Origin of the sequence: Pseudomonas sp. F9001, assembly GCF_013385435.1 — a bacterium.
Classification (GTDB): Bacteria; Pseudomonadota; Gammaproteobacteria; order Pseudomonadales; family Pseudomonadaceae; genus Aquipseudomonas.
In genome coordinates this window covers 172,481-197,877 of the sequence record NZ_JACAPX010000001.1, presented here as the reverse complement: position 1 = coordinate 197,877, position 25,397 = coordinate 172,481, and the positions used below count along the sequence as shown (strand labels likewise).

Here is a 25,397-nt window from a genome sequence, read left to right as displayed (position 1 = left end):
GTGCTCTTGCTTTTGATTTTGATCTGCGGGCCCCGTCAACCACGATGGCCGCAAGTAGGCACGGTGGAGCGGGTAAATCGGCAAGGATGCCGATTTAGCCGCGCCGGGCCATGGATGGCCCGTCGCGGCGGCCCGCGGAGCCGTGCCGGAGTGCGGGCATGCCGAGCCTAGGCGAGGCACCGAGTGGTGGGGCAAAGACCTTTTGGTTACTTTTGGGGCGTTTGCCAAAAGTGACCCGCTGTAAGAGCGGAACCATAGGTGGCCGTTACCGCAGCAACGGATATGTACACAAACCAACCCACCGCAAATCAAGCATTCCCCGCCAACCTCAACCGAGCCGCCTGAGTAAAATCCAACATCCGCTTCAGCGGCCTAACCGCCTGCGGAATCACCGAAGGCTCAACAAAAATCTCATTACTCCCCTCACGCAAGCACTGCAGCGTACGTTCCAGGGTATTCATCGCCATCCACGGGCAATGCGCACAACTGCGACACGCCGCCCCATTCCCCGCCGTCGGCGCCTCGACAAACACCTTGTCCGGGCACAGCTGCTGCATCTTGTAGAAAATGCCGCGGTCGGTGGCCACGATAAACGTCTTGTTCGGCAACCGCTGCGCCGCCGCGATCAACTGGCTGGTCGACCCCACCGCATCCGCCAACTCGATCACCGAAGTGGGCGACTCCGGGTGCACCAGAATCGCTGCATCCGGATACAGCGCTTTCATGTCCTCCAACTGCTTGGACTTAAACTCCTCGTGCACGATGCACGCACCATCCCACAGCAACATGTCTGCACCCGTCTGACGCTGGATATAGGTGCCCAGGTGCTTGTCCGGCCCCCAGATAATCGTCTCGCCGTTATCCATCAGGCTTTCGACAATCTCCAGCGCACAACTGGAAGTCACCACCCAATCAGCACGGGCTTTCACCGCCGCCGACGTGTTGGCATATACCACCACCGTGCGCTCAGGGTGCTGATCACAGAATGCCGAGAACTCATCCACCGGGCAGCCAAGGTCCAGAGAGCACGTGGCTTCCAGTGTCGGCATCAGGATGCGTTTTTCAGGCGTGAGGATCTTGGCCGTCTCCCCCATGAATCGCACGCCCGCCACCAATACGGTCTTGGCCGGGTGCGCGGCGCCGAAGCGGGCCATTTCCAGGGAGTCGGACACACAACCACCGGTTTCTTCGGCCAGGGCCTGAATCACCGGGTCGCAGTAAAAGTGTGCCACCAGCACCGCGTCCTGAGCCTTGAGCTCGGCGGCGATGGCGGCGCGGTAGCCCGCCTCTTCTTCGGCGCTCAGCACCTTGGGCTGCTTGGCGTCGAGGTGGGCTTGGACCAGAAGGCGTTCGGAAATTTGCGTCATGTTCGCAAGACCTGCAGGCGCAGTTGCGCGAAAGTCGAGTGTACCACCGGCTCTGGAGCCTTTCGGGCGCCGCCGGACGAAGTGATTGTGTTCATCAAGCACGGTGAAGCTGCGCAAGGCTACAGAATATCGAATGGTTTCAAAAGCCTAATCTGGGATTCGGCCAGGCATGAAAAAGGGAAACCCGGCCAGGGGTTTCCCTTTTTTACAACGACCGGTTTAACCGGGCAAAGCGGACGGATCGTCTTGCAGCAACGCCCACTGATGCATGTTCGCCAGGGCATCCTTCAGGATGGTTTCATCGGCGCCCTTGGCACTCTTGCCTTCCCGCGCCGCATATTCCAGCAGTACCAGGTAGTCGCGATGGCCGGTGGCCTCGTTCGGTACCACGCTGTCTTTAACCAGTCGAGCCATCTCGTATCGCTGGGTGCGGGTGTTCTGGCTGGCGCTTTGGTCCACGGAGGCGTTGGTCAGGAAGCCATCCTTGTAGGTGATGTTCGCCGCACTGCTGGCCTTGTCGTCGACCTGCACATAGAGGTAGTTCTGCGACTCGCGCCTGGTATCGAAAGCCGGCGGCTTCCCGCCATCCAGGCCCTGATGGAAACTGGCCTTGAGGCTTGATCGCTGGACCTGATCGATCGTGCGATTGGAGAGGTCATTGCCGCCGATGCGCGTTTTCTGGGAAATCCCATAGGCAAACGTATCGGTTTCCCCTGGGCGCGCCGGGTTGGGGGAGCTGGCCGCCTGGCTGATGGAGGCCTTGAAATCCGCCAGGCCCGTCAGCAGGCCTTGATCTGCCGCGCTGCGGGTCAGCGGCGCAGGCGCTTTGGCGCTCTGCGGGTAGTTGCTGTTCATGGCGGTAAACGCATCCTTGAACATCGCCATCAGGTCAGCATTGGCCTTGCCCCGCGCCTGGGCCTTGTCGAACTGGGCCAGGTAGCTTTTCAGCGCGATTGCCTGTTGCTTGGCGTTGCCGAGGATGCCGGCGTTCTTCAGGTCGACCGAGAGATTCACTTCCCCCGCCGGGCTACTCATGCGCGTGGTGCGGCCCTGGCTGTCCGCATGGAATGCAAGCGTGAGGTCGTCAGTATTGCTCACTTTCAATTTGCCGCTGAGGTCCACCGAAGCCAATACGCTGGAATCAAACTGCGTCAGCTTGCTCAGCTCGAGTTTCGGCGGCTGGGCGGCCAGGCCGTCGATCGCGTCCTGGAAGGCTTCGCCCAACTTGGCGACTTCCTTGAGTTCGGCGGCGCTGAGGGCGCCACCGTCCACCTTCGCCTGCGCGGCCAAGCCTCCCAACTGGCTGGCCAGGCTGAAGGTGACGGTCTTGCCGCTGGCCGTCTTGACGGTCAGGCTGACCAGGTTGTCGGCCCTGCTGTGCAGCAGCGCCTGTTGAACCTTGAGTTCGGCGGGGCTTTGGGTCCTGGAAGAGCTGGTGCTCAGCGCCGACTGGGAAATGTCGGTACCGCTCTTCGCAAATTGCTCAATCAGGGTGGCGCCCAGGCCGCTGAAGCCTGTGCCTCTGGGCAGTGCAGGGAAATTCGTGCTGATCGCTTTGGTGACCGCATCGTCGCTGTCACTTTCCCAGGCATTGATCGGCCCATGGCCGGGCAATTGGCCGTTGCGGGAATACGTCTCGGCTTGAACGTCCACCGTGACATTGCCAAGGCTGACCACCGAGGAAGGTCGCACGGCAGCGGCGTCCGTTTCTGGCGCCTGCGTAGCTGGCGGGGTAACGGCGGGTCGATTGGTAAGGGCGATGGCGGAGCTGATCGGCGAAAGCGTAGTCATGACGATCCCTGTCTTGAGCTGGATTGCAGCCAATTTAACCAAGACAGGGAAGGTTTGGTAGCGCGACCGATACAATTGCTAGCAAAGAGCCATGTCAGAAAACTGACTCTTTGCCCTCTTCCGGTGCATCAGAAGCGGTAAGTCACCGAACCGCCGAAACCGTTGGCGCTGTTTTCATACTTGGCGTCGTAGGTCAGCGCCAGTTGCGGATTATTGTCGCGGACCTTGATCGGCTCTTCTTTCAGGTAGGAATAAGCGACGTCGAAGGTCAGGTTATCCACTGGCGTCCAGCCAGCGCCCAAGCTGAACACCGTGCGATCGCCCGTAGGAATACGTACGGACCGGTCGGTGTTGTTGGTGGGCGTCTGGTCCACCGAAAAGCCGGTACGCAGCACCAGTTGCTTGTTCAACTGGTACGACAGGCCGATGGCGTGAGACCAGGTGTCATGCCAGTGCTGTTCTTCGGTGATGGAGTTCAGGCCGGCCAGTTCGGTGGCGAGGTCAGAGACGCCACTGTTGTTGATCGTAATCTTCTTCAACTGGCTCCAGCGGGTGTAGGTGCTGCCGACGTACAGGGTCCAGTCATCGTTGAGTTTATGGGTGACCGAGAAGTCCACGGACGACGGCGTGGTGACATCCAGCTTGGCGTCATACCGCTGCGGGCCGCCATCCACCAGGTCGGTGAGCACCCCCGAGGCGTTGGTTTTGCCCGACAGGTGATACACAACCTGCGAGTGGTAGGTCACACCAATGCGCGTGCTTTCAATCGGCTGCACCAGGATACCGGCGTTGAAACCGGTGGCGGTGTCGTCGCCCTTGACCTTTACGCTTTCCGTGCCGAGGCCAAATGCCGGGACCTTGGAGTCCAGTTCGCCACTGATACGGTTGAAGGTCGGACCGAAGCCCACCGAAACCTTGTCGTTGAAGGCATAGCTGACGGTTGGCTGCACCGTGATGACTTGAACCTTGCTTTTGTTGCCAAAGCCATTGCCCTGGAAGCTGTGTTCATAGTCGGTCACGAGGCCGAACGGCGCGTAGATTCCCAGGCCAAACGCCCAGTGTTCATCAATCGGCGTCACCAGGTAGCCCATCGGTACGGCGATGCCGGGGACCATATCGCCTTTGTTGGTGCCGGGGTTGTCCACGCCACCTTGGCTGGAGCTGGCATCCTTGATGTTCGACTTGGCATCCAGGTAGGTCGCCCCGATGCTCACTTCATTCTGCTTGAGGCGAGACATGCCCGCCGGGTTGCCGAACACCGTGCTGGCGTCATCCGCGGAGGAGGAACGCCCGGCGTAACCGGTCCCCATTGAACTGATGCTTTGTTCGTTGAGGGCGAAACCACCGGCAAACAAGGAAGTGGAGGCAAGGGAAATCGACAGCGCCAAAGCGCTCTTGAAGAGTTTTTTATTCATTATTAGAACTCGAATTATTGGGCAGCGATAGGAAGCTACCAATCTTCGAGCGGGCAAATTATGAAGAGTTTTTCATGCGCAAAATTGTCCGACAATCCTATTTCTTTCAAAGACTTCGACGGTTTTTCCAGCACTTATTCAGACCCCGGAACCTGAATATGACTGACGGGTTTTAATCTCGCCGTCACGCTTGCAGCAGGCCGGATTGCCTGCCATCGAATATGCGTGAAGGCGCTGGTGATATAAGTGTCGCAATGACATGATGACGGCCATTTAACACGCGTGGCAGCACTCAAATGAATAGCACTATCGGGACGGGGCCTGAGACAAACAGCCCACCTGAATCTGGCGAGAGTGATTTGTCCGCCGCGGGCCTCAACCACAGCGAAGCCTTCACCGAACGCGTGCTTGCCAGCATCAACGATTGCATCAAGGTGCTGGACCTCGACGCCCGCCTGACCTTCATGAGCGAAGGCGGCAAGCAGATCATGGAAGTCAGCGACTTCAATGCGATCCGCGGCTGCCCCTGGCCCGACTTCTGGCACGACCAGGGCAATCTCGATGCCAAGGCCGCCGTTGAGGCCGCCAAGGCCGGTCGCAATGCCAGCTTTGTCGGCGCTGCCCACACCCTGGCCGGCAACCTTAAATGGTGGCACGTGAACGTCAGCCCGATCATGGGCAGTGACGGCCTGCCGGAGAAAATCCTCTGCGTGTCCCGGGACATCACGCCCCTGCGCGAAGCCGAAGAGTCCCTGCGCAAACTCAACGAGTCCCTGGAACAGCGGGTGGTCGAACGCACTCGCGATCGCGACCGTATCTGGCGCCTGTCGCCGGACCTGATGCTGGTGGCACAACTCGACGGTGTGATCTCCGCCGTGAACCCGGCCTGGACACGCATGCTCGGCCACGCCGAAAACGACCTGGTGGGCAGCCAGTTGCTGGCCCTGGTTCACCCCGACGACCTGGCCGTCTCATCCTCGGCGGTCAGCCGTTTGGGCGATGGCAAGAACTTCCCCAATTTCAAGAACCGTTACCGCCACCAGGACGGCAGCTACCGCATGATCGCCTGGACGGCCGTGCCCGACAGCGACTACATCCACGCCGTGGGCCGTGATATCCAGGCTGAGGAAGAAGCCAAGGAAGCCCTGCGACTGTCGGAAGACGCCCTGCGTCAGTCACAGAAACTGGAAGCCATCGGCCAACTCACTGGCGGTGTCGCACATGATTTCAATAACCTGCTGACGGTGATCAAGTCCTGTGCCGACTTGCTCAAGCCACCTGCCCTGAGCGAAGCACGCCGCGTGAAATACGTGGAAGCCATCGCCAGCACGGTCGATCGCGCGGCCCGCCTGACGGCCCAGTTGCTCACATTCGCCCGCCGCCAGGCTTTGCGACCCGAGGTGTTCAACGTCGGCGAAAGTGTAAAGCGGGTGGGCGAGATGATGGACAGCCTGACCGGCTCGCGGGTCAAGGTAAGCATCCAGGTGCCTGACGACGCCTGCTTTATCAACGCCGACGAAAGCCAGTTCGATACCGCGCTGGTCAACATGGTGGTGAACGCCAGGGATGCCATGGCCGGCAACGGGCATTTGACCATCACCGTTTCGACGGCAAGCTGGCTACCCTCGGTTCGCGCTCACCCGGTACGTGTCGCCGATTACGTGACCATCGAACTGGCGGACACCGGCTCGGGTATCCCGCCGGAAAAACTCGACGCGATCTTTGAGCCCTTCTACACCACCAAGGGTATCGGCCAGGGCACCGGCCTGGGCTTGTCCCAGGTGTACGGCTTCGCCAAGCAATCAGGCGGGGAAATCCTGGTACAGAGCGAGTGCGGCAGGGGTAGCCAATTTACGCTGTACCTGCCCAAGCTCGAGCCAAGTGCCATGCCGGTACCTCAAGACACCAGCGCTTCGCCCATCATCTCAGGCTTGTGCGTGCTGATGGTCGAGGACAACGCCGATGTGGGCCTGTACACCTCGCAAACCCTGGAACAGATGGGCTTTCACGTGCTGTGGGTGCCGGATGCGAACAGCGCGCTGGAAGCCCTGGCCCCCAACCCGGAAAGCTTCCAGGTGGTGTTCTCCGATATCTCCATGCCCGGCATGAGTGGCCTGGAGTTGCTGGACGCAATCGAAGCCTTGTACCCATGGCTGCCGGTGGTGCTCACCACCGGCTACAACGATGAATACGCGCGTATCGCCCAGGAAGAGGCCAGCCGTTTTGTCTTGCTGCAGAAGCCGTATTCCACCGAGGTGCTGGCCCTGCTGCTGCAAAAAGTCGTCAAGAGCCGCCTGCCCCTGGTCGCACAAGGCTAGACCGCAGGCCGGGTCGTGTCCGGAACATTCCCCATCTCCAGGGCCAGATCCAGCCAGGCCCGCGCCGCCGGTGGCAAGTGCGCCTGTCGCCGCCAGGCCAGGGCGATGTGCCAATCAGTCTGGGGCTCGTCCAGCTGGATCAGGGCGATGCCGGCGTGCAGGTGTTTGTAAGCCAGCATGCTCGGTAGAAACGCGACACCCAGGCCTGCGGCAACCAGGTCGACGATAAAGTCGATCTGGGCACTGCGGGCGGTGATACGCGGGACTACGCCTCTGCGCTCGCAGGCTGTGAGAATGATCCGGTTAAGCGCAAACCCGGCCTCGAACAGAATAAAGGGCGAGTCAGCCAGGTCGGAAAAATCGACGCTTTTACGCCCGGCCAAAGGATGGTCGATCGGCATCACCACCATCAGTGGCTCGACGCGCACATCCTGATATTCAAATTCTCCCGCCACCGGTACCAGCAACGCGGCCAGGTCCACCTCCCCGGCCTCCAGGCATTCGCCCAACTTCTTGCTGCCATGCTCGATCAGCTCGATCTCGATTTCCGGATAACGCTGTCGATACAAGGCAAACATCGCCGCAAACAGCACCCCACTGCCCACCGGCGGCAAGCCGATGCGCAATACACCGCGCTTGAGCCCCAGCAAGTCGTTGATCTCGGCCACCAGGTCACTGCGCTCCGCCAGCAACACCAGCGCTCGGCGGTAGGCAATTTCGCCGGCGGCCGTGAGCTCGCTCTTGTGGCCGATGCGATTGAACAGCGGCGTGCCCAATTCATCTTCCAGAGTCTTGACCGCCTTGCTGACGGTAGACTGGGTGAGCGAAACCACCTCGGCTGCTTGTGAGAAGCTGCCCTGGCGAACTACTTCGACAAAGGCCAGCAACGTACGAAGGTTCATGAGTATTCCGTTTGCGACTTGATTCAAGTTGGAAAAGTTGTTTTTACCATGAAAGGCCTTTGTCTATCCTCACCCCACCGTTTTCTTCACTCGGGGCATCACTGTTCATGATCATTTCGTCTGCATCGGATTACCGCGAAGCCGCCCGCCGCAAACTGCCGCGCTTCCTGTTCGACTACATCGACGGCGGCGCCTACGCCGAACACACCCTCAGGGCCAACAGCTCCGACCTGTCGGATATCAGCCTGCGCCAGCGCATCCTGCGCAACGTCGAAAGCCTGAGCCTTGAAACCACGTTGTTCGACCAGCCATTGGCGATGCCGGTGGTCCTCAGCCCGGTGGGCCTGACCGGCATGTTTGCCCGGCGTGGTGAAGTCCAGGCGGCGAAGGCGGCAGCGAACAAGGGCATTCCGTTTTGCCTGTCGACCGTTTCCGTGTGCCCGATCGAGGAAGTGGCGTCCCAGAGCCCGCAATCGATCTGGTTTCAGCTGTATGTGCTGAAAGACCGCGGCTTCATGAAAAACGCCCTGGAGCGCGCCCAGGCCGCCGGGGTGAAAAACCTCGTGTTCACGGTCGACATGCCCACCCCCGGCGCGCGTTATCGCGACGCCCATTCGGGTATGTCCGGTGCCTACGGGCCGCAACGCCAAATCCTGCAGGCCATGACCAAACCGGCCTGGGCCTTCGATGTGGGCCTGCTGGGTCGCCCCCACGACCTGGGCAACATTTCCAAGTACCTGGGCAAGCCCACCCAACTGAAGGACTACATCGGCTGGCTGGCCAACAACTTCGACCCTTCCATCAGTTGGAAAGACCTGGAGTGGATCCGCGAATTCTGGAAAGGCCCGATGATCATCAAAGGCATCCTCGACCCACAGGATGCCAAGGACGCGGTGAGCTTTGGTGCCGACGGCATCGTCGTCTCCAACCATGGCGGGCGCCAGCTGGATGGCGTGCTGTCCACAGCCAAGGCACTGGCGCCTATCGTACAAGCCGTGGGTAGCGATCTGACGGTGCTGGTGGACTCCGGCGTACGCTCGGGGCTGGACGTGGTGCGCATGCTCGCGCTGGGCGCCAAGGGCGTTCTGCTGGGCCGTGCACAGGCTTACGCACTGGCCGCCGACGGACAGCGTGGCGTGGAGAACCTGCTGGATATCTTCGCCAAGGAAATGCGCGTGGCCATGACGTTGACCGGAGTCACGTCGATCGCCCAGATCGATGAATCGATCCTGGTGCGCAGCCAGGGTTGATCAGTGCAGCGACCTCGGAACATCCCTTCCGGGGTCGCCCACAGATATTTCTAAATGTTTCTTCATAAAGCCAAACCGTCATTAAACAGACACATTTCAGGAATTAAATCGTCACGTCCCAGGCAGGTGGAGCCCTCCACCTGCCCCCTTCCTTTGAGGTGTCGTCGTGATGTTGCTGACCAAAAAGAGTCTGTCAGTGTTGTTCACTGCCCTGTGCCTGAGTGGTGTCGCTCACGCCACTGACGTCACGGGCGCAGGCTCCAGTTTCGTCTACCCGGTGCTGTCCAAGTGGTCCCAGGAATACAGCAAAAGCTCCAGTGACCGGATCAACTACCAGTCCATCGGCTCCGGTGGTGGTATCGCCCAGATCAAGGCGGCTACCGTGGACTTCGGTGCGTCCGACGCGCCGCTGTCGGCGGATGAACTGAAGGCCGGCGGCCTCGGCCAATTCCCAAGCGTGATTGGCGGCATCGTGCCGGTGATGAACGTCGAGGGCGTTGCAGCTGGCCAGCTGAAACTCGATGGTGATGTGCTGGCGAAGATCTTCCTCGGTGACATCAAGGCCTGGAACGACCCGGCGATTGCCGCCCTCAACCCCGGCTTGAAACTGCCGGGCGCGAATATCACCGTGGTCCACCGCTCGGACGGCTCGGGCACTTCGTACAACTTCACCAACTACCTCTCCAAGGTCAGTGATGGCTGGAAAACCAAAATCGGTTTCGGCACCACCGTGCCGTGGCCGGTCGGTGTGGGCGGCAAGGGTAACGAAGGTGTTTCGGCCTACGTGAAGCAGATCAAGAACTCCATCGGCTTTGTTGAATACGCCTACGCCCTGCAAAACAAGATGACCTACGCCTCACTGAAGAACGCGTCCGGCAAATTCGTCGAGCCCAACGCCAAGGCCTTCCAGGCAGCGGCTGATACTGCCGATTGGGCCAACGCCCATGACTTCAACCTGATCATGACCAACGCACCGGGCGAGAACGCGTGGCCGATCACGGCGACCACCTGGATCATCATGTACAAGCAGGCAAAAAACGCCGAGCAAAGCCAGGCCGCTTTCAACTTCTTCAAATGGTCGTTGGAGAAAGGTCAGCAGCAGGCTGCGGCATTGGACTACGTAGCGTTGCCCGATTCCCTCGTGACCCGGATCGAAGGTTACTGGAAGTCTGACTTCGCCCACTGATCCGCCTCTATAGCCCCCTTCCTCAAGCATCTGCATGCTTGATGGAGGCGGGTGAGCACTTCTGATATGAACGACACCGTGCAACCCTTGGTTATGACTACTCACGCAAGCGACGTGTCGGGTGATAGCCGCGCCGCTCGCGATCAGCGCCACGATCTGTGGTTCAAACGCTCGATGTTCGGGGCCGCGATGCTGGTGCTGCTGCTCTTGGCAAGCATCGCCGCCTCCACCCTGTGGGGCGGTGGCCTGGCCTTCAAGACCTTCGGTTTCGGTTTCATCACCAGCACCGAGTGGGATGCGGTCAACAACCACTTTGGCGCCCTGGTACCGATCTACGGCACCTTGGTCACCTCGTTGCTGGCGTTGCTGATTGCGGTGCCGGTGAGTTTCGGCATCGCGATTTTCCTCACCGAAGTGGCGCCGCCCTGGCTCAGAATGCCGGTCGCCTCCGCCGTTGAATTGCTCGCGGGCATTCCCTCGATTATCTATGGCATGTGGGGCCTGTTTGTTTTCGGGCCCTTTATGGCTGAACACTTGTCACCCTGGATCAATGACTACCTGGGTGCGCTTCCGTTTATTGGCTCGCTGTTCCAGGGGCCACCGCTGGGCATCGGGATGCTGACCGCCGGCATCGTGCTGGCGATCATGATCACGCCGTTCATCACGTCGGTGATGCATGAGGTTTTCCGCAGTGTGCCGACTCAATTGAAGGAGTCGGCCTACGCACTGGGCAGTACTACCTGGGAAGTGGTGTGGGACATCGTCCTGCCCTACACCCGTTCGGCAGTGGTCGGCGGGATCTTTCTCGGCCTCGGTCGCGCCCTGGGTGAAACCATGGCCGTCACCTTCGTGCTGGGCAACGCGCAACAGTTCTCTGCCTCGTTGCTGATGCCCAGCAGTTCCATCGCGTCCGTCATCGCCAACGAGTTCAGCGAGGCGTACACCGACCTGCATCGTTCGGCGCTGATCGCCCTGGGCTTCCTGCTGTTTATCGTGACATTCGTGGTGCTGGCACTGGCGCGGCTGATGCTCATGCGCCTGTCCCGCAAGGAGGGCCTATGAGCAGCAACGAACGCCTGTACCGCAAGCGTGCCTTGAAGAACCGGGTGGCCATGCTGCTCAGTTGTGGCGCGACAGTCTTTGGCCTGCTGTGGCTGGCGTGGATTCTGCTGACCACCATCATCAACGGCTTTCAGGCGCTCAACCTGCGCCTGTTTACCGAGATGACGCCGCCACCCGGAACAGACGGCGGCCTGGCCAACGCGTTTTATGGCAGCGCCCTGATGTCCGGGATTGCGCTGCTGATTGGCACGCCCATCGGACTGATGGCCGGTATCTGGCTGGCGGAATTCGCACGGCACTCGCGCCTGGGTACCACGGTGCGTTTCATCAACGACATCCTGCTGTCCGCGCCGTCGATCGTGCTGGGCCTGTTCATCTACACCGGGGTGATCCTGCCGCTGAACCTGCTGACCAATCACCAGGTAGGTTTCTCCGCCATTGCCGGTGCCCTGGCGCTGGCCTTGCTGGTGATTCCGGTGGTGGTGCGCACGACCGACGAGATGCTCCAACTGCAACCTTCCACCATGCGCGAGACGGCCCTGGCCCTGGGCGTACCCCAGTGGAAACTGACGTTGCAGATCGTGTTGAGAGCGGCCAAGGCCGGCGTGGTGACCGGCATCCTGTTGGCGCTGGCGCGGATTACCGGGGAAACCGCGCCGCTGCTGTTCACCGCCTTCGGCAACCAGTTCTGGAGCAGCAACCTGCTCAAGCCGATTGCCAGCGTGCCGGTGGTTATTTTCCAGTACGCCATGAGCCCCTTCGATGACTGGCACTCCCTCGCATGGGCAGGCGCCTTGGTACTGACGATGTTCGTGCTGGTGCTGAGCTTGCTGTCTCGCCTGATTCTTTTGCGCAATAGGTCCCACTGATGCAATCGACCCGCCTTGATCCTGAAAAAACCAAAATCCGTGTCCGTGGGTTGGAGTTTTTCTACAACAACCAACGTTCGCTGAAATCCATCGACATCGACATTCCGGAAAAACGCATCACCGCGATCATCGGCCCATCGGGCTGCGGCAAGTCGACCTTGCTGCGGGTGTTCAACCGTATCTACTCGATGTACCCGAAGCAGGAAGCCCGCGGTGAAGTGCTGCTCAATGGCGAAAACATCCTCGCCCCCGGCTATTCGATGAACCGCCTGCGCAGCCACGTCGGAATGGTCTTCCAGAAGCCGGTGCCGTTCCCGATGTCGATCTACGACAACATCGCCTATGCCGTGCGTCACCACGAAAAGCTGTCGCGCCGGGAAATGGATGATCGAGTCGAGCAAGCCTTGCGCGGCGGCGCGCTGTGGGATGAGGTGAAGGACAAACTCAAACAGAGCGCCCAGAGTCTTTCCGGCGGACAACAGCAACGCCTGTGCATCGCCCGCACCATTGCGCTGCGCCCACAGGTATTGTTGCTGGATGAACCGACCTCGGCGCTCGACCCGATTTCCACCGGCCGTATCGAGCAGTTGATCACCGAGCTGAAAGAGCAATACACGGTGATCATCGTGACCCACAACATGCAGCAGGCCGCCCGGGTGTCGGACAGCACGGCGTTCATGTTCATGGGCGAACTGATTGAGCATGGCAATACGGATGAGATCTTCACCAAGCCGAAGATGAAACAGACCGAGGACTACATCACCGGGCGGTTTGGCTAGCTTTAACAAAAAAGCCGATCACTCTCTGTCGCGAGAGTGATCGGCTTTTTACTGGGCAAAAAAAAACCCGGAAATCCTCACTTGCGTGGGCCTTCCGGATTTTCTAAACCGCCAAAAATGGTGGGTCGTGTGGGATTCGAACCTACGACCAATTGGTTAAAAGCCAACTGCTCTACCAACTGAGCTAACGACCCGCTGTGTGGTGGCGCGTATAATACTGATTTCTAAGGATTATTCAACACCTTATTTAAAATAAATCAGAAATAACGCGTTGGGTCAGTAATTCCGGCCGCTTGGAAGCCCTCTGCACGCAGTCGGCAGCTGTCGCATTTCCCACAAGCGCGACCATCAGTGTCTGCCTGATAGCAGGAAACAGTCAGCGAGTAATCGACGCCAAGCCCTACGCCAGCCATCACGATATCGGCCTTGCTGCGGTTCTGCAGCGGCGCCAGGATGCGAAAGCCCTGCCCTTCTACACCGGCCTTGGTCGCCAGGTTGGCCATGCGCTCGAACGACTCGATGTACTCGGGACGGCAGTCCGGGTATCCGGCGTAGTCCAGGGCGTTGACGCCAATGAAGATGTCGCGGGCATTGAGCACCTCGGCCCAGCCGAGGGCCAGGGACAGGAAGACCGTGTTACGTGCCGGCACGTAGGTCACCGGAATGCCTTCGCTGGGGCCTTGCGGCACGTCGATGGAGCTGTCGGTCAGCGCCGAGCCACCCATGCCGTCGAGATTCAGGCCGATCACCTTGTGCTCCACCGCGCCCAGGTCTCGGGCGACACGGGCGGCAGCGTTCAGTTCGGCACGGTGACGCTGGCCGTAGTCGAAGCTCATGGTGTAGCAGCTGTAGCCTTCTGCACGGGCCATGGCGACCACGGTCGCGGAGTCGAGGCCGCCGGACAGCAGGATCACCGCACGTTTTTGATCAGTCATCTCAGCGCCCCGGCTCATCGTTCCACAGGTACTTGTGCAGCTGCAGTTGCAGACGCACCGGAAGGTTGTCTGCAACGACCCAGTCGGCCAGGTCGCGAGCATTCAGGTCATGATGGCTGGGGGAAAACAGCACTTCGCCGGCGCGGCGGTCCAGGCCATACTGGATCAGCTTGGAGGTCGCCCAGTCGTAGTCTTCACGGGAACAGATGACGAACTTGACCTGGTCGTTGGCCGTCAGCAGCTCAATGTTCTCGTAGCGGTTGCGGTGCACTTCCTTGGAGCCTGGGGTCTTGAGGTCGACGACTCGGCTGACCCGAGGGTCGACTGCAGAGATATCGAGGGCGCCGCTGGTTTCCAGGGACACCTCGTAACCGGCATCGCACAACTGCTTGAGCAAGGGAATGGCATTGGGCTGCGCCAGTGGCTCGCCACCCGTGACGCAGACATAACGCGGCCGGTAACCGGCCACCTGCTCAAGGATGTCTTCAAGGGTGCGCACGGTGCCGCCGCTGAAGGCGTAGGCGCTGTCGCAGTACTGGCAACGCAGCGGGCAACCGGTGAGGCGCACAAATACAGTGGGCAGCCCGGCAGTGCGCGTTTCACCCTGCAACGAGTAAAAAACTTCGGTGATACGTAATGTGTCTTGCATAGTCGCCACGGGCGTAACAGCTAAACAGGCTGTCCGCCTCCGTCAGGCACTTCAAGGAATTGCGCCAACGCGTAAACCCCAGGAAGCGTGTTTCATAAAAGGGCGTGGATTCTAACGAAAAAACCCGCGCAGGGCGCGGGTTTCTTCTGAACGGGTTGCGACGCTTACATGCGTTGCAGATCCCGCTGAGCCAACTGGGCCGCAGAGGTACCCGGATACTGGGCCACCACCTGCTGCAGAATGCCTTTGACCTTGTCGGTATGACCCAGGCGGCGTTCTACGTCAGCCAGTTTGTACAGCGAATCCGGCACCTTGGCGTGCTTGGGGTACAGCTGGCTGACCTTGGCAAATGCCTGGCCTGCGCCCTGCAGATCACCCTTGGCCAGGTTCACCTCACCCAACCAGTACTGGGCGTTGCCCGCGTACTGGCTGTTCGGGTATTTGCGCAGGAATGCGGTAAAAGCCTGGCTGGCCTTATCGAAATCCTTGGCTTTGATCAGGTCGAAGGCTGCATCGTAATACAGCTTTTCCTTCGCCGGATCACCCGGTTCGCTGCTGGCGGCAGGGGCTTGGCTCGCAGCCGCGGCCCCTGCCGCTGCACCACCGGCGGCGCTTGCGGCGCCACCGGCAGAAGAATTATCAGGAGTGGCGGCTGGTGTAACGCCGGCTCCAATGCGTCGATCAAGATCCTGGTAACGCTCCAGGCCTTCTTGCTTCAGCTGGTTCACTTGATTCTGCAGAACCTCAATCGTGCCTTGTTGCTGCGACAATTGATCCTGCATGCGTTGCAGCTGGTTGAACAGTTCGCCCTGTGCCGAAGGCGCGGCAGTTGCCGCGCCCCCGGCATAGGCGCCGTTCGTGCCATAACCCGCTGGCGGATAACTGCTCCCGCTATTGTTATAGCCAGAGTTGCTATCTTCCACAGGAACCGCAGCCCACACCGCAAGCGGTGCCAGGCTGAGAGCCAATACAGTTAGAGCACGACGGCACGTTCGCATGACGAATTACTTACGCAGTTCGACGCGACGGTTTTGAGCCCAGGACTGCTCGTCGTGGCCAGTAGCAACTGGACGCTCTTTACCGTAGGAAACCAGTTCCAGTTGGCCTGGAGCAACACCTTGCAGAACCAGGTAGCGCTGAACGGCTTTCGCACGACGCTCGCCCAGTGCCATGTTGTACTCACGAGTACCACGTTCGTCGGTGTTACCTTCCAGAACAACGCGAGCGCCGTTAGCTTTCAGGTCCTTCGCGTGAACGTCCAGAGCGCGCATGGCTTCTGGTTTCAGGTCCGAACTGTCGTATTCGAAGTAGAAAGTGGTGATAGCGCGCAGAGCAGCTTCTTCGCTCAGGGAGCCGTCAACTGCACCAGTGTTAGCGCCGTAACCAGCGTTTGGATCAACAGCTGCGCCTTCACCGGCATTGTCGCCGCCTTTAGACGAGCAACCAACGGCTACGGACAGAGCCAGAGCCAGAGCAGCAAACTTACCAAACTTCAGCATTTCCATCGTGAAACTCCTAATGAACCCCAGTGTGTTAAGTACTTCTTTTTGTAGCGCCGCGTCAGTTCAGGTAAGGGGACCAGGACGGTTCTCTGACTTCGCCTTGAGCGGTAGGAAGCGGGAGCCTTACGCGTCCATTAATGGACACGAGCATCAAGACTCCCCGGCCCTGCTGGCGGGTGGCGTAGATTACCATGGTGCCGTTGGGCGCAACAGTAGCTGACTCATCAAGGTTGGTATCTGTAAGGATTTTTACGGTTCCACGCTGCAAATCCTGGGCCGCAACCCGGAAATTAGTGAAACCATCCTGACGGTGAATCATCACCAACGTCTTTTCATCAGCCGAAAGCTTAGGTGCAGCGTTGTAGTTACCAATAAAGGTCACTCGTTCGGCGCCGCCGCCGTTGACGCTGGTTTTGTAGACTTGCGGCTTGCCGCCACGGTCGGAGGTGAAGTAGATGGTCGAGCCATCCTTGCCCCAGAACGGTTCGGTGTTGATACCCGGGCCGCTGGTAACACGGCTCAGTTGGCGCGAAGCCATGTTCATCACGTAGATGTCCGGGTTGCCATCCTTGGACAGCACGAATGCCAGGCGTGAACCATCCGGCGACCAGGCTGGCGCGCCATTCAGGCCTTCGAAGTTGGTGATCTGCTCACGGCGACCGGTATCGATGTGCTGGACGAAGATCCGTGGACGCTTCTGTTCAAAGGACACGTAGGCGATACGCTTGCCATCTGGCGCGAAACGCGGCGACAGGATCGGCTCACGGGATTGCAGCAGCGTCACTGCACGCGCGCCGTCATAGTCGGAACGCTGCAAAGTGTAACGAGTGTTGTCTACCGAAAAACGCTCGGCCGTTACATAGAGCAAGCGCGTGGAGAAGGCACCCTTGATCCCGGTCAGTTTTTCAAACGACTGGTCGGAGATGTAGTGCGCCATGTCCCGCAGCTGATCCGTGGTGCCCGACACGCTGCCGGTCAGCACTTGCTGCTCGGTCGCGACGTTGAACAGGGTGTACTGGATCTGCAGGCGACCGCCGGCGGGCGTGATGCTGCCCACCATCAGGTACTGGGCGTTCAGCGCTTTCCAGTCACGGAAGATGACTTCGCTGGCCTGGGTCGGCTGGCTGATCATGTTGCCTTTGTCGATCGGTGCGTAGTAGCCGGAGTTGCGCAGGTCATCGCTGATAATCTGCGACATGTCGTCCGGCAGCACGCTGCCGCCCTGCCAGCCAAACGGCACAACGGCGATCGGGGTGGCCCGATCGCTACCGCTGGTGACCAGGATGTTCTTTTCATCCGCCGCCGCTATCCCTGCCATGCAGCAAATAACGACAAGCATTCCTCGAAGAAGGTTTCTCACAAGGCTAGATCCTCAGGTGTGAATGTCATCTTGAATGAACGGTAGGGAGCGAAGTCGCTTGGTTTCATTCCCTGCATCTCGGTCAACCGGCCAATGTTCTTGACCGCTGCTACCGCCGAACTGTCGAACGAACCGTCGCCACTGGACTTGGCCACGCTGACCGAAGTCACCGTACCGTCCGGCAACATGCCGATCTGCAGCACTACTGTCATGCCTTTACGTGCCGAAGGAGGACGGGTCCACCCTTCCGCTGCCCGTGAACGAATCAGGTCGTCGAAACTGCCCGCGACTTCATCACCACGTTCATCGGCCAAGGCTTGCTGGCGCTGCGGCGTGTCGGAAAGCAAATCGGCCAAGGCCTGGGCCTTTTTGTCTTCGGTCGATTTACGCGCTGCTTCCTGGGCCTTTTTCTTGGAGGCATCGGCGGCAGCTTTCTTCTTCGCATCGTCGGCGATCTTCTTCTTCGCCTCGTCAGCTTCAGCTTTCTTCTTGGCGTCGTCCGCGGCTTTCTTCTTCGCGTCTTCGACTATCTTTTTCTTCGCGTCTTCAGCGGCCTTTTTCTTGGCCTCTTCTTCGGCAGCCTTCTTGGCTTCTTCTTCAGATTTCTTCTTGGCTATATCAGCCAATTGTTTCTCTTCAGCCTTCTTGGCTTCGGCAGCTTTATCGGCTTTCTTGGCTTCATCAGCCTTTTGCGCCTCTGCAGCTTTCTTCGCCTCGTCAGCCTTTTTCGATTCCTCGGCCTTTTGAGCCGCCTCTTCTTTCTTTTGTTCCGCAGCAGCCTTCACCGCTTCCTGCTCGACCTTCTTCTGTTCCATCTGCTCGACTTCAGTCTGGCGCGCAGCCGACTTCTGGGCCTCACCCGCAATCTTCTGATTGGTCTGGGTGGTGGCCTGGCTTTTCGATTTCAGCTGATACAGGGTCGCCTGCACGATCGGCTTGGCTGGCGGCAGGTCCGGGGTCATGGCAAAGCTGACGAACAGCATGCCAAACACCAGGACGTGCAGGGCAATTGCCCAGACGCTAGGCCAGAAGTAGCTTTCCGAGGCGGACGGCTCTCGCTGTTGGTGCATCAGGGCGCCTCGGTAATCAAGCCAACATTACCGACCCCGGCCTTCTGCAGCCCGCCCATGGCGCCCATGACGGAGCCGTAGTCGACGACCTTGTCGCCGCGAATGAACACCTGGGTGTGCTTGCCACCTTCGTTGCCGGCGCGAATGATCTTGGTCACGGCATCAGTCATCTGCGGCAAGGTCATGGCCTTGTCCTGCTGTTTCTGAGTGTCGACTTCGCTGCCAAGGTTCCAGTAATAGGTCTTGTCAGCCTTGATCGAAATGGTCAGGACCTGGGTGTTGTTGTCCTGCGGCAAGGCTTCGCTGGAAACCTTGGGCAGATCAACCTTCACGCCCTGATTGAGCATCGGCGCGGTCACCATGAAGATAACCAGCAGCACCAGCATCACGTCGATGTAAGGCACTACGTTCATCTCGGCGACCGGCTTGCGCTTTTTGCGAGCTCGAGCGATTAAAGCCATTGGGAATTACCTGCTTATTCTTCGCTGGTGTGCACTTTACGGTGCAGGATCGCCTGGAATTCATCGGCGAAGGTGTAGTAACGGCTGATCAAGGTTTCGCCACGAGCGGCAAAACGGTTGTAGGCGATTACTGCGGGAATAGCTGCGAACAGGCCGATGGCGGTGGCGATCAGCGCTTCGGCGATACCCGGGGCCACGGTGGCCAGGGTCGCTTGCTGGGCCTGGGCCAGACCGCGGAAGGAGTTCATGATCCCCCATACGGTACCGAACAGGCCGATATACGGGCTGACGGAACCTACGGTGGCGAGGAACGGCAGGCTTTGCTCGAGCTTTTCTTCTTCCCGGGAGATGGCGACGCGCATGGCACGGGCCACGCCTTCCATGACCGCTTCCGGGTCAACGCCTGGCTGCTGGCGCAGACGGGAGAATTCCTTGAAGCCGGCGCGGAAGATCTGCTCGACGCCCGAATCCGGGTCCGGGTTGCTGCCCGCCTGGCGGTACAGCTTGGACAGGTCGATACCCGACCAGAAGCGCTCTTCGAAGCTCTCCAGGGCACGTCGACCAGCACGCAGCAGGTTGCTGCGCTGAAAAATCATGACCCAAGAGGTAACCGATGCGGCTACCAGGACCAGCATCACCAGTTGAACCACGACACTGGCATTGCTGACCAGGCTCCACATGGAGGAATGGTCGACGACGGTAGGTTCCACGCTAAATCTCCTGCTCTGAATGTTTACCCGCGCCGCTCACGCCGGCAAAGGCCGCGCGTAGAGTTTCGGGAATGGCCCGGGGTTTCAAACTATTGGTGCGAACACAGGCCACCAGGAACTGCCCCTCACAGAGCAGCGTTGCATCCGTAGCCCGCCTGACCTGCTGTTTAAAGCGCAGGCTGGCACGGTTCAATTCGGTTATTTCTGCGCTGACCAGCAGTTCATCGTCCAGTCGCGCCGGCGCGTGGTAACGCGCCTCGCTGGAATGCACGACAAACAACAGGTCCTCCCCTGCCAGCTGGGATTGGGCAAAGCCCAGCTCCCGTAGCCGCTCGGTTCGAGCCCGCTCCATGAACTTTAGGTAATTGACGTAATAAACGATGCCGCCAGCATCGGTGTCCTCGTAATAAACGCGACAGCGATGTGCGAACGACTGATCCCCGTTTTGCGCGCGCATACTCTAGTGCTTACTCCTCAGGTTGCCAATCCGGCCAGGCAACTGTTTTTCATTCTGTGGCACATTTCTAACGAAAGAATGACGACGCCAGCCACTAGGACAGCACAAACTCCGAATAAATCGAATCGCCAAGCGTTTTTAATCGTCTACTGCATCGAGGAATTCGTCTACTACGGGCATCTCGCCCAATCGTGACGGAATGTTTAACCCAAAGTGCAGATACGCATGCCGGGTGACCACACGCCCCCTTGGCGTGCGCATGATGTAGCCCTGCTGAATCAGATACGGCTCCAGTACATCCTCAATCGTATGCCGCTCTTCGCTGATGGCGGCGGCGAGGCTGTCCACGCCCACCGGGCCGCCGTCGAACTTCTCGATCATGGTCAACAGCAGGCGCCGGTCCTGGTGATCAAAGCCATGCTCATCCACATCCAGCAGGTTCAGCGCCAGGTCTGCCACGGGCTTGGTGATATGCCCCTTGGCCCGCACTTCGGCAAAGTCGCGCACCCGGCGCAGCAGACGGTTGGCAATCCGCGGGGTACCACGGGCGCGGCGGGCGATTTCAAAGGCGCCTTCCGGGTCCAGGGGCAAGCCAAGGATGCTCGCCGAACGGCTGACGATGGTGGCCAGATCCGCCGTGCTATAGAACTCTAGACGTTGAACAATCCCGAAACGGTCTCGCAGCGGGTTGGTCAGCATGCCCGCACGGGTGGTCGCACCCACCAGCGTGAACGGTGGCAGGTCGAGCTTGATCGAGCGCGCCGCCGGGCCTTCACCGATCATGATGTCCAGCTGGAAGTCTTCCATGGCCGGGTACAGTACTTCCTCGACGATGGGCGAAAGCCGGTGGATCTCGTCGATAAACAGTACGTCGTGGGGCTCCAGGTTGGTCAGCAGCGCCGCCAGGTCGCCCGGGCGCTCCAGCACGGGGCCGGAGGTGGACTTGATCGACACGCCCATTTCCTGGGCGATGATGTTGGCCAGGGTGGTCTTGCCGAGCCCGGGCGGGCCGAAGATCAACGTGTGGTCCAGGGACTCGCTGCGCCCGCGCGCGGCCTGGATGAACAGCTCCATCTGCTCGCGCACGGTGGGCTGGCCGATGTATTCGGCAAGGCTCAGGGGGCGAATCGCCCGGTCCTGGATTTCTTCACGATCACGAGGCCCGGTGGCCGCGATCAGACGATCAGCTTCAATCACTTAAATCATTCCCTTCAGGGCGCGGCGGATCATGTCTTCGCTGCTCAGGTTCTTGTCCTTGATGGCTGACACGGCCTTGCTCGCCTCTTGCGGCTTGTAGCCCAGGGAGATCAGCGCGCTGACCGCATCGCTTTCAGCGCTGGCCACCGGCACACCCGGCGCATCAGGCTGGTTGGGCACCAGGGCAAACATGCTCGGCACAACCTCCCAGGCCTTGAAGCGGTCTTTGAGCTCCACCAGCAGGCGCTCGGCGGTTTTCTTGCCAACGCCCGGTACCTTGGTCAGCGCGGACGTGTCCTGGGCCGACACACAGCGCACCAATTCATCCACTTCCAGGCTCGACATCAGCGCCAGCGCCAGCTTCGGCCCCACGCCGTTGAGGCGGATCAGCTCACGGAAAAAATCCCGGTCACGCTTGCCAACGAACCCATAGAGCAATTGCGCGTCTTCGCGCACCACCAGGTGAGTGTGCAGGGTCAGCGGTTCACCGACCGACGGTAAGCGGTAGAGGGTGGTCATGGGCACTTCAAGCTCATAACCCAGCCCGTTTACATCCAGAATCAGGTGCGGTGGCTGTTTCTCAGCCAGGGTGCCGCGCAAGCGTCCAATCACGTTCGAATCCTTAAGAATCGGCTCAAATCAAGGCCTGGCCGGTAATAACGCGGGCATGCCGGCCGACAGCACAGGCCGTTCATGCACCCCACGCAGAATGAATGCGCTGATGCTATCAGAGACGCAGCCGGCCGCCACGACTGCGTGCGGTCCCCAAGCCATGGGGCATCAGGCTGGAACGGGTATGGGCATGGCAAATGGCAATGGCCAGGGCGTCGGAGGCATCGATTTGCGGTTTGGCGGTGAGTTTGAGCATGTGCATGACCATCATCATCACCTGCTCTTTATTGGCAGCACCGGTACCGACCACGGCTTGCTTGACCTGGGTCGCGGTGTATTCAGCGATCTCCATGCCCTCCTCGGCTCCGGCCACGATGGCCGCACCGCGGGCCTGGCCGAGCTTCAGGGCGGAGTCGGCGTTTTTCGCCATGAACACTTTTTCGATGCCCATGGTCACCGGCCCATAGGTCTGGATCACTTCGCGCACGCCGCGATACACGATCTGCAAGCGCTCGGCCAACTCGCCGGCGCCGGTACGGATACAGCCCGACGCCACGTACACGCAGCCTCGCGGGGTCTGTTGGACCACGCCAAAGCCGGTGATTCGCGAACCGGGGTCGATACCTAGGATTAGAGTCATAACGCCTGCAGTTGGATAAAAAATTCTTGATATAGCCAAGATCAAAATGTGGGAGCGGGCTTGCTCGCGAAGGCGGTGTATCAGTCACCGTATTGACTGACTGACACGCCGCCTTCGCGAGCAAGCCCGCTCCCACATTAGATCTGCATCATCCGTCAGCCTAGCTGTTCAGCCACCGATTCCGGAATATCGGCATTGGAATAGACGTTCTGCACGTCATCCAGGTCTTCAAGCATGTCGAGCATCTTGAGTACCTTCTGCGCCCCGTCCAGGTCCAGCTCGGCGCTGGTGGTCGGCAGCATCACGATTTCCGCGTCGGTGCCTTTGAAACCAGCCGCTTCCAGGGCGTTACGCACTGAATAGAAGCCCGCGAACGAGGTGAACACGTCGATGGAGCCGTCTTCGTTGGTCACCACGTCGTCGGCATCGGCCTCCATTGCCGCCTCAATCAGCGCATCTTCATCCACGCCCGGCGCGAAGGAAATCTGCCCCTTGCGCTCAAACAGGTAGGCTACCGAACCGTCTGTGCCGAGGTTGCCGCCACATTTGCTGAACGCATGGCGCACGGCAGCCGCGGTACGGTTGCGGTTGTCGGTCATGCACTCGACCATCACCGCCACGCCACCCGGGCCGTAGCCTTCGTAGCTCAACTCGACCATGTCGTCTGTATCGGCCGCACCGGCACCACGGGCCACGGCGCGGTCGATGATGTCGCGGCTCATGTTGGCGCCGAGGGCCTTGTCCAGGGCCAGGCGCAGGCGCGGGTTGGAACCCGGGTCACCGCCACCCTGGCGCGCGGCAACGGTCAGCTCGCGAATCCACTTGGTGAAGATCTTGCCTTTCTTGGCATCCTGACGCTCTTTGCGGTGCTTGATGTTCGCCCACTTGGAATGGCCAGCCATAACACAACTCCGAAATTCTGTAGAAACCTGTCGATCCCGCCCCAGGCGGGACTTCCCTCTTTAACGTGCAGCCCTTGTAACGCAAAGGCGCATCCGAAGATGCGCCCTTAGCTGACAATGTAAAACCTTATCGCGCTTTCACGCTGCGGCCTTACTCAGCCTTTGGTGTCTCGCGCAGACGGATATGCAGCTCGCGCAGTGCCTTGGCATCCACCACACCCGGTGCTTGCGTCATGACGTCGGCAGCACTTTGGGTTTTCGGGAAGGCAATCACTTCACGGATCGACTGGGCACCGGTCATCAGCATCACCAGACGGTCCAGGCCAAAGGCCAGGCCGCCATGGGGTGGCGCGCCGTATTTCAGGGCGTCGAGCAGGAAGCCGAACTTCTCTTGCTGCTCATCTTCGTTGATGCCCAGCAGGCGGAAGACCGATTGCTGCATTTCCTTGCGGTGGATACGGATCGAACCGCCACCCAGCTCGGTGCCGTTGAGCACCATGTCGTAGGCACGGGACAGAGCGCCAGCCGGGTTGGCTTCCAGCTCTTGCGGCGTGCACTTCGGCGCGGTGAACGGGTGGTGCAGTGCGCTGAAGCTGCCGTCGTCGTTTTCTTCGAACATCGGGAAGTCGACAACCCACATCGGCGCCCACTGGCAGGTCAGCAGGTTCAGGTCGTTGCCGACCTTGATCCGCAGTGCACCCAGCGCTTCGCTGACGATCTTCGACTTGTCGGCACCGAAGAACACGATGTCGCCGTCAACTGCGCCAACACGATCCAGGATCACATTGAGGTTGGCTTCAGGGATGTTCTTGACGATTGGCGACTGCAGGCCTTCAACGCCCTTGGCGCGCTCGTTGACCTTGATGTACGCCAGGCCCTTGGCACCGTAGATGCCAACGAACTTGGTGTAGTCGTCGATCTGCTTGCGCGGCATGCTCGCAGCGCCAGGCACGCGCAGTGCGGCGATACGGCATTTCGGGTCGTTGGCCGGGCCGCTGAACACCTTGAAGTCGACATCTTTCAGTTGGTCTTCAACGTCAACCAGTTCCAGCGGGTTACGCAGGTCTGGCTTGTCGGAACCGTAACGACGCATGGCTTCTTCGAAGGTCATGTGCGGGAATTCGCCGAACTCCAGGTTCAGCACTTCCTTGAACAGGTTGCGGATCATCTGCTCGGTGATGCCCATGATCTCTTTTTCATCGAGGAAACTGGTCTCGATGTCGATCTGGGTGAATTCCGGCTGGCGGTCGGCCCGCAGGTCTTCGTCACGGAAGCACTTGGCGATCTGGTAGTAACGGTCGAAGCCGGCGACCATCAGCAGTTGCTTGAACAGCTGTGGCGATTGCGGCAAGGCGAAGAAGGAACCGGCGTGGGTACGGCTCGGCACCAGGTAGTCGCGGGCGCCTTCCGGGGTAGCACGGGTCAGGATCGGCGTCTCGACGTCGAGGAAGCCGTTCTCGTCGAGGAAGCGACGGATGCTGGTGGTCATGCGCGAACGCAGGCGCAGCTTCTCGGCCATTTCCGGGCGACGCAGGTCCAGGAAGCGATAACGCAGGCGGGTTTCTTCGCCAACGTCAGAGAACTCGTTCAGCGGGAACGGCGGAGTTTCCGACTCGTTCAGCACTTCCAGTTCGTAACCCAGCACTTCGATCATGCCCGACGCCATGTTGGCGTTGGTGGCACCGGCCGGACGCAGGCGAACCTTGCCGGTGATCTTCACGACGTACTCGCTGCGCACGCGATCGGCGGCGGCGAAGCTCTCGGCGCGGTCCGGATCGAACACCACCTGGGCCAGACCATCACGATCACGGATATCGAGGAAGATCACCCCGCCGTGGTCGCGGCGACGGTGAACCCATCCGCAAAGGGTGATTTCCTGACCTTCCAGGGTCTCGTTCAGTTGGCCGCAATAGTGGCTGCGCATCATGATAGTGGTTTCGCTTCTCGTAATTCGAAATTCGGT

The 25,397-nt window shown here is 59.9% G+C and carries 24 protein-coding genes and 1 tRNA gene; 6 read left to right on the top strand and 19 right to left on the bottom strand.

Annotation, left to right across the window (positions count from 1 at the left end):
- Window positions 1-308: 308 nt before the first annotated feature.
- From nadA to HX818_RS00955, 3 genes are all read right to left on the bottom strand, one after another.
- Window positions 309-1,367 (bottom strand): quinolinate synthase NadA, encoded by a 1,059-nt coding sequence (gene nadA, locus HX818_RS00965; protein WP_003209852.1) that lies wholly within the window; start codon window positions 1,365-1,367, stop codon window positions 309-311.
- A 219-nt stretch (window positions 1,368-1,586) separates the two neighbouring features.
- On the bottom strand, window positions 1,587-3,158 hold the full coding sequence (locus tag HX818_RS00960; protein WP_218173858.1) for a lactate dehydrogenase: 1,572 nt from the start codon (window positions 3,156-3,158) through the stop codon (window positions 1,587-1,589).
- A 128-nt stretch (window positions 3,159-3,286) separates the two neighbouring features.
- Window positions 3,287-4,573, bottom strand: coding sequence for an OmpP1/FadL family transporter (locus tag HX818_RS00955; protein WP_008432395.1), 1,287 nt, complete (start codon window positions 4,571-4,573; stop codon window positions 3,287-3,289).
- A gap of 359 nt (window positions 4,574-4,932) precedes the next feature.
- Here HX818_RS00955 and HX818_RS00950 point away from each other — a divergent pair, with 359 nt between their 5' ends.
- The gene (locus HX818_RS00950; protein ID WP_177019306.1) at window positions 4,933-6,891 is read left to right on the top strand and encodes a PAS domain-containing sensor histidine kinase; all 1,959 of its coding nucleotides are present in this window, start codon (window positions 4,933-4,935) and stop codon (window positions 6,889-6,891) included.
- Here the strand turns inward: HX818_RS00950 and HX818_RS00945 are convergent.
- The gene (locus HX818_RS00945) at window positions 6,888-7,793 is read right to left on the bottom strand and encodes a LysR family transcriptional regulator (RefSeq protein WP_003209844.1); all 906 of its coding nucleotides are present in this window, start codon (window positions 7,791-7,793) and stop codon (window positions 6,888-6,890) included. The two genes, HX818_RS00950 and HX818_RS00945, sit on opposite strands and share 4 nt — an antisense overlap.
- 107 nt (window positions 7,794-7,900) lie before the next feature.
- On the opposite strand from HX818_RS00945, the gene lldD reads away from it, so the two are divergent.
- From lldD to pstB, 5 genes are all read left to right on the top strand, one after another.
- Entirely contained in the window at window positions 7,901-9,043 is a 1,143-nt protein-coding gene (lldD, locus tag HX818_RS00940) for an FMN-dependent L-lactate dehydrogenase LldD (RefSeq protein ID WP_003209842.1), read from the top strand.
- Between the two features lie 169 nt (window positions 9,044-9,212).
- Window positions 9,213-10,229, top strand: a complete 1,017-nt coding sequence (gene pstS / locus HX818_RS00935; protein WP_003209841.1) for a phosphate ABC transporter substrate-binding protein PstS — start codon at window positions 9,213-9,215, stop codon at window positions 10,227-10,229.
- Between the two features lie 66 nt (window positions 10,230-10,295).
- Window positions 10,296-11,291, top strand: a complete 996-nt coding sequence (gene pstC / locus HX818_RS00930; protein WP_003209839.1) for a phosphate ABC transporter permease subunit PstC — start codon at window positions 10,296-10,298, stop codon at window positions 11,289-11,291.
- A complete protein-coding gene (pstA, locus tag HX818_RS00925) occupies window positions 11,288-12,160 on the top strand; it encodes a phosphate ABC transporter permease PstA (protein ID WP_177019305.1) in 873 nt (290 codons plus the stop codon). Before pstC ends, pstA begins: the two co-directional genes overlap by 4 nt.
- Window positions 12,160-12,939 carry a phosphate ABC transporter ATP-binding protein PstB gene (gene pstB, locus HX818_RS00920; RefSeq protein ID WP_003209835.1) on the top strand — a complete coding sequence of 260 codons (780 nt, stop codon included), beginning with the start codon at window positions 12,160-12,162 and terminating at the stop codon, window positions 12,937-12,939. The genes pstA and pstB overlap by 1 nt, the downstream gene beginning before the upstream one ends.
- A gap of 118 nt (window positions 12,940-13,057) precedes the next feature.
- On the opposite strand, the gene HX818_RS00915 is transcribed toward pstB, so the two are convergent.
- From HX818_RS00915 to aspS, 15 genes are all read right to left on the bottom strand, one after another.
- Window positions 13,058-13,133: transfer RNA gene (locus tag HX818_RS00915), tRNA-Lys, on the bottom strand.
- 63 nt (window positions 13,134-13,196) lie between these two features.
- Window positions 13,197-13,874, bottom strand: coding sequence for a 7-cyano-7-deazaguanine synthase QueC (gene queC / locus HX818_RS00910; protein WP_177009706.1), 678 nt, complete (start codon window positions 13,872-13,874; stop codon window positions 13,197-13,199).
- Between the two features lies 1 nt (window position 13,875).
- A complete protein-coding gene (gene queE / locus HX818_RS00905) occupies window positions 13,876-14,523 on the bottom strand; it encodes a 7-carboxy-7-deazaguanine synthase QueE (RefSeq protein WP_003209831.1) in 648 nt (215 codons plus the stop codon).
- Window positions 14,524-14,687: 164 nt separating this feature from the next.
- Window positions 14,688-15,521: a tol-pal system protein YbgF gene (ybgF, locus tag HX818_RS00900; protein ID WP_023659229.1), complete on the bottom strand. Its 834-nt coding sequence runs from the start codon at window positions 15,519-15,521 to the stop codon at window positions 14,688-14,690.
- Between the two features lie 6 nt (window positions 15,522-15,527).
- Window positions 15,528-16,028, bottom strand: a complete 501-nt coding sequence (gene pal, locus HX818_RS00895; protein ID WP_003209827.1) for a peptidoglycan-associated lipoprotein Pal — start codon at window positions 16,026-16,028, stop codon at window positions 15,528-15,530.
- 55 nt (window positions 16,029-16,083) lie between these two features.
- Window positions 16,084-17,364: a Tol-Pal system beta propeller repeat protein TolB gene (gene tolB / locus HX818_RS00890; RefSeq protein ID WP_032868196.1), complete on the bottom strand. Its 1,281-nt coding sequence runs from the start codon at window positions 17,362-17,364 to the stop codon at window positions 16,084-16,086.
- A gap of 17 nt (window positions 17,365-17,381) precedes the next feature.
- Entirely contained in the window at window positions 17,382-18,455 is a 1,074-nt protein-coding gene (gene tolA / locus HX818_RS00885) for a cell envelope integrity protein TolA (protein ID WP_003209823.1), read from the bottom strand.
- Entirely contained in the window at window positions 18,455-18,907 is a 453-nt protein-coding gene (gene tolR, locus HX818_RS00880; protein WP_161635741.1) for a protein TolR, read from the bottom strand. Before tolR ends, tolA begins: the two co-directional genes overlap by 1 nt.
- 23 nt (window positions 18,908-18,930) lie before the next feature.
- Complete coding sequence (gene tolQ / locus HX818_RS00875) at window positions 18,931-19,626, bottom strand: protein TolQ (protein ID WP_003209819.1); 696 nt, start codon at window positions 19,624-19,626, stop codon at window positions 18,931-18,933.
- Between the two features lies 1 nt (window position 19,627).
- Entirely contained in the window at window positions 19,628-20,083 is a 456-nt protein-coding gene (gene ybgC, locus HX818_RS00870; protein ID WP_008432379.1) for a tol-pal system-associated acyl-CoA thioesterase, read from the bottom strand.
- A gap of 138 nt (window positions 20,084-20,221) precedes the next feature.
- A complete protein-coding gene (ruvB, locus tag HX818_RS00865) occupies window positions 20,222-21,280 on the bottom strand; it encodes a Holliday junction branch migration DNA helicase RuvB (RefSeq protein WP_003209815.1) in 1,059 nt (352 codons plus the stop codon).
- The gene (gene ruvA / locus HX818_RS00860; RefSeq protein ID WP_003209814.1) at window positions 21,281-21,892 is read right to left on the bottom strand and encodes a Holliday junction branch migration protein RuvA; all 612 of its coding nucleotides are present in this window, start codon (window positions 21,890-21,892) and stop codon (window positions 21,281-21,283) included.
- Window positions 21,893-22,007: 115 nt separating this feature from the next.
- Window positions 22,008-22,532 carry a crossover junction endodeoxyribonuclease RuvC gene (gene ruvC / locus HX818_RS00855; RefSeq protein ID WP_003209812.1) on the bottom strand — a complete coding sequence of 175 codons (525 nt, stop codon included), beginning with the start codon at window positions 22,530-22,532 and terminating at the stop codon, window positions 22,008-22,010.
- A 155-nt stretch (window positions 22,533-22,687) separates the two neighbouring features.
- Window positions 22,688-23,434: a YebC/PmpR family DNA-binding transcriptional regulator gene (locus tag HX818_RS00850; protein ID WP_003209810.1), complete on the bottom strand. Its 747-nt coding sequence runs from the start codon at window positions 23,432-23,434 to the stop codon at window positions 22,688-22,690.
- A 151-nt stretch (window positions 23,435-23,585) separates the two neighbouring features.
- Entirely contained in the window at window positions 23,586-25,361 is a 1,776-nt protein-coding gene (gene aspS / locus HX818_RS00845; RefSeq protein ID WP_003209808.1) for an aspartate--tRNA ligase, read from the bottom strand.
- Window positions 25,362-25,397 lie beyond the last annotated feature (36 nt).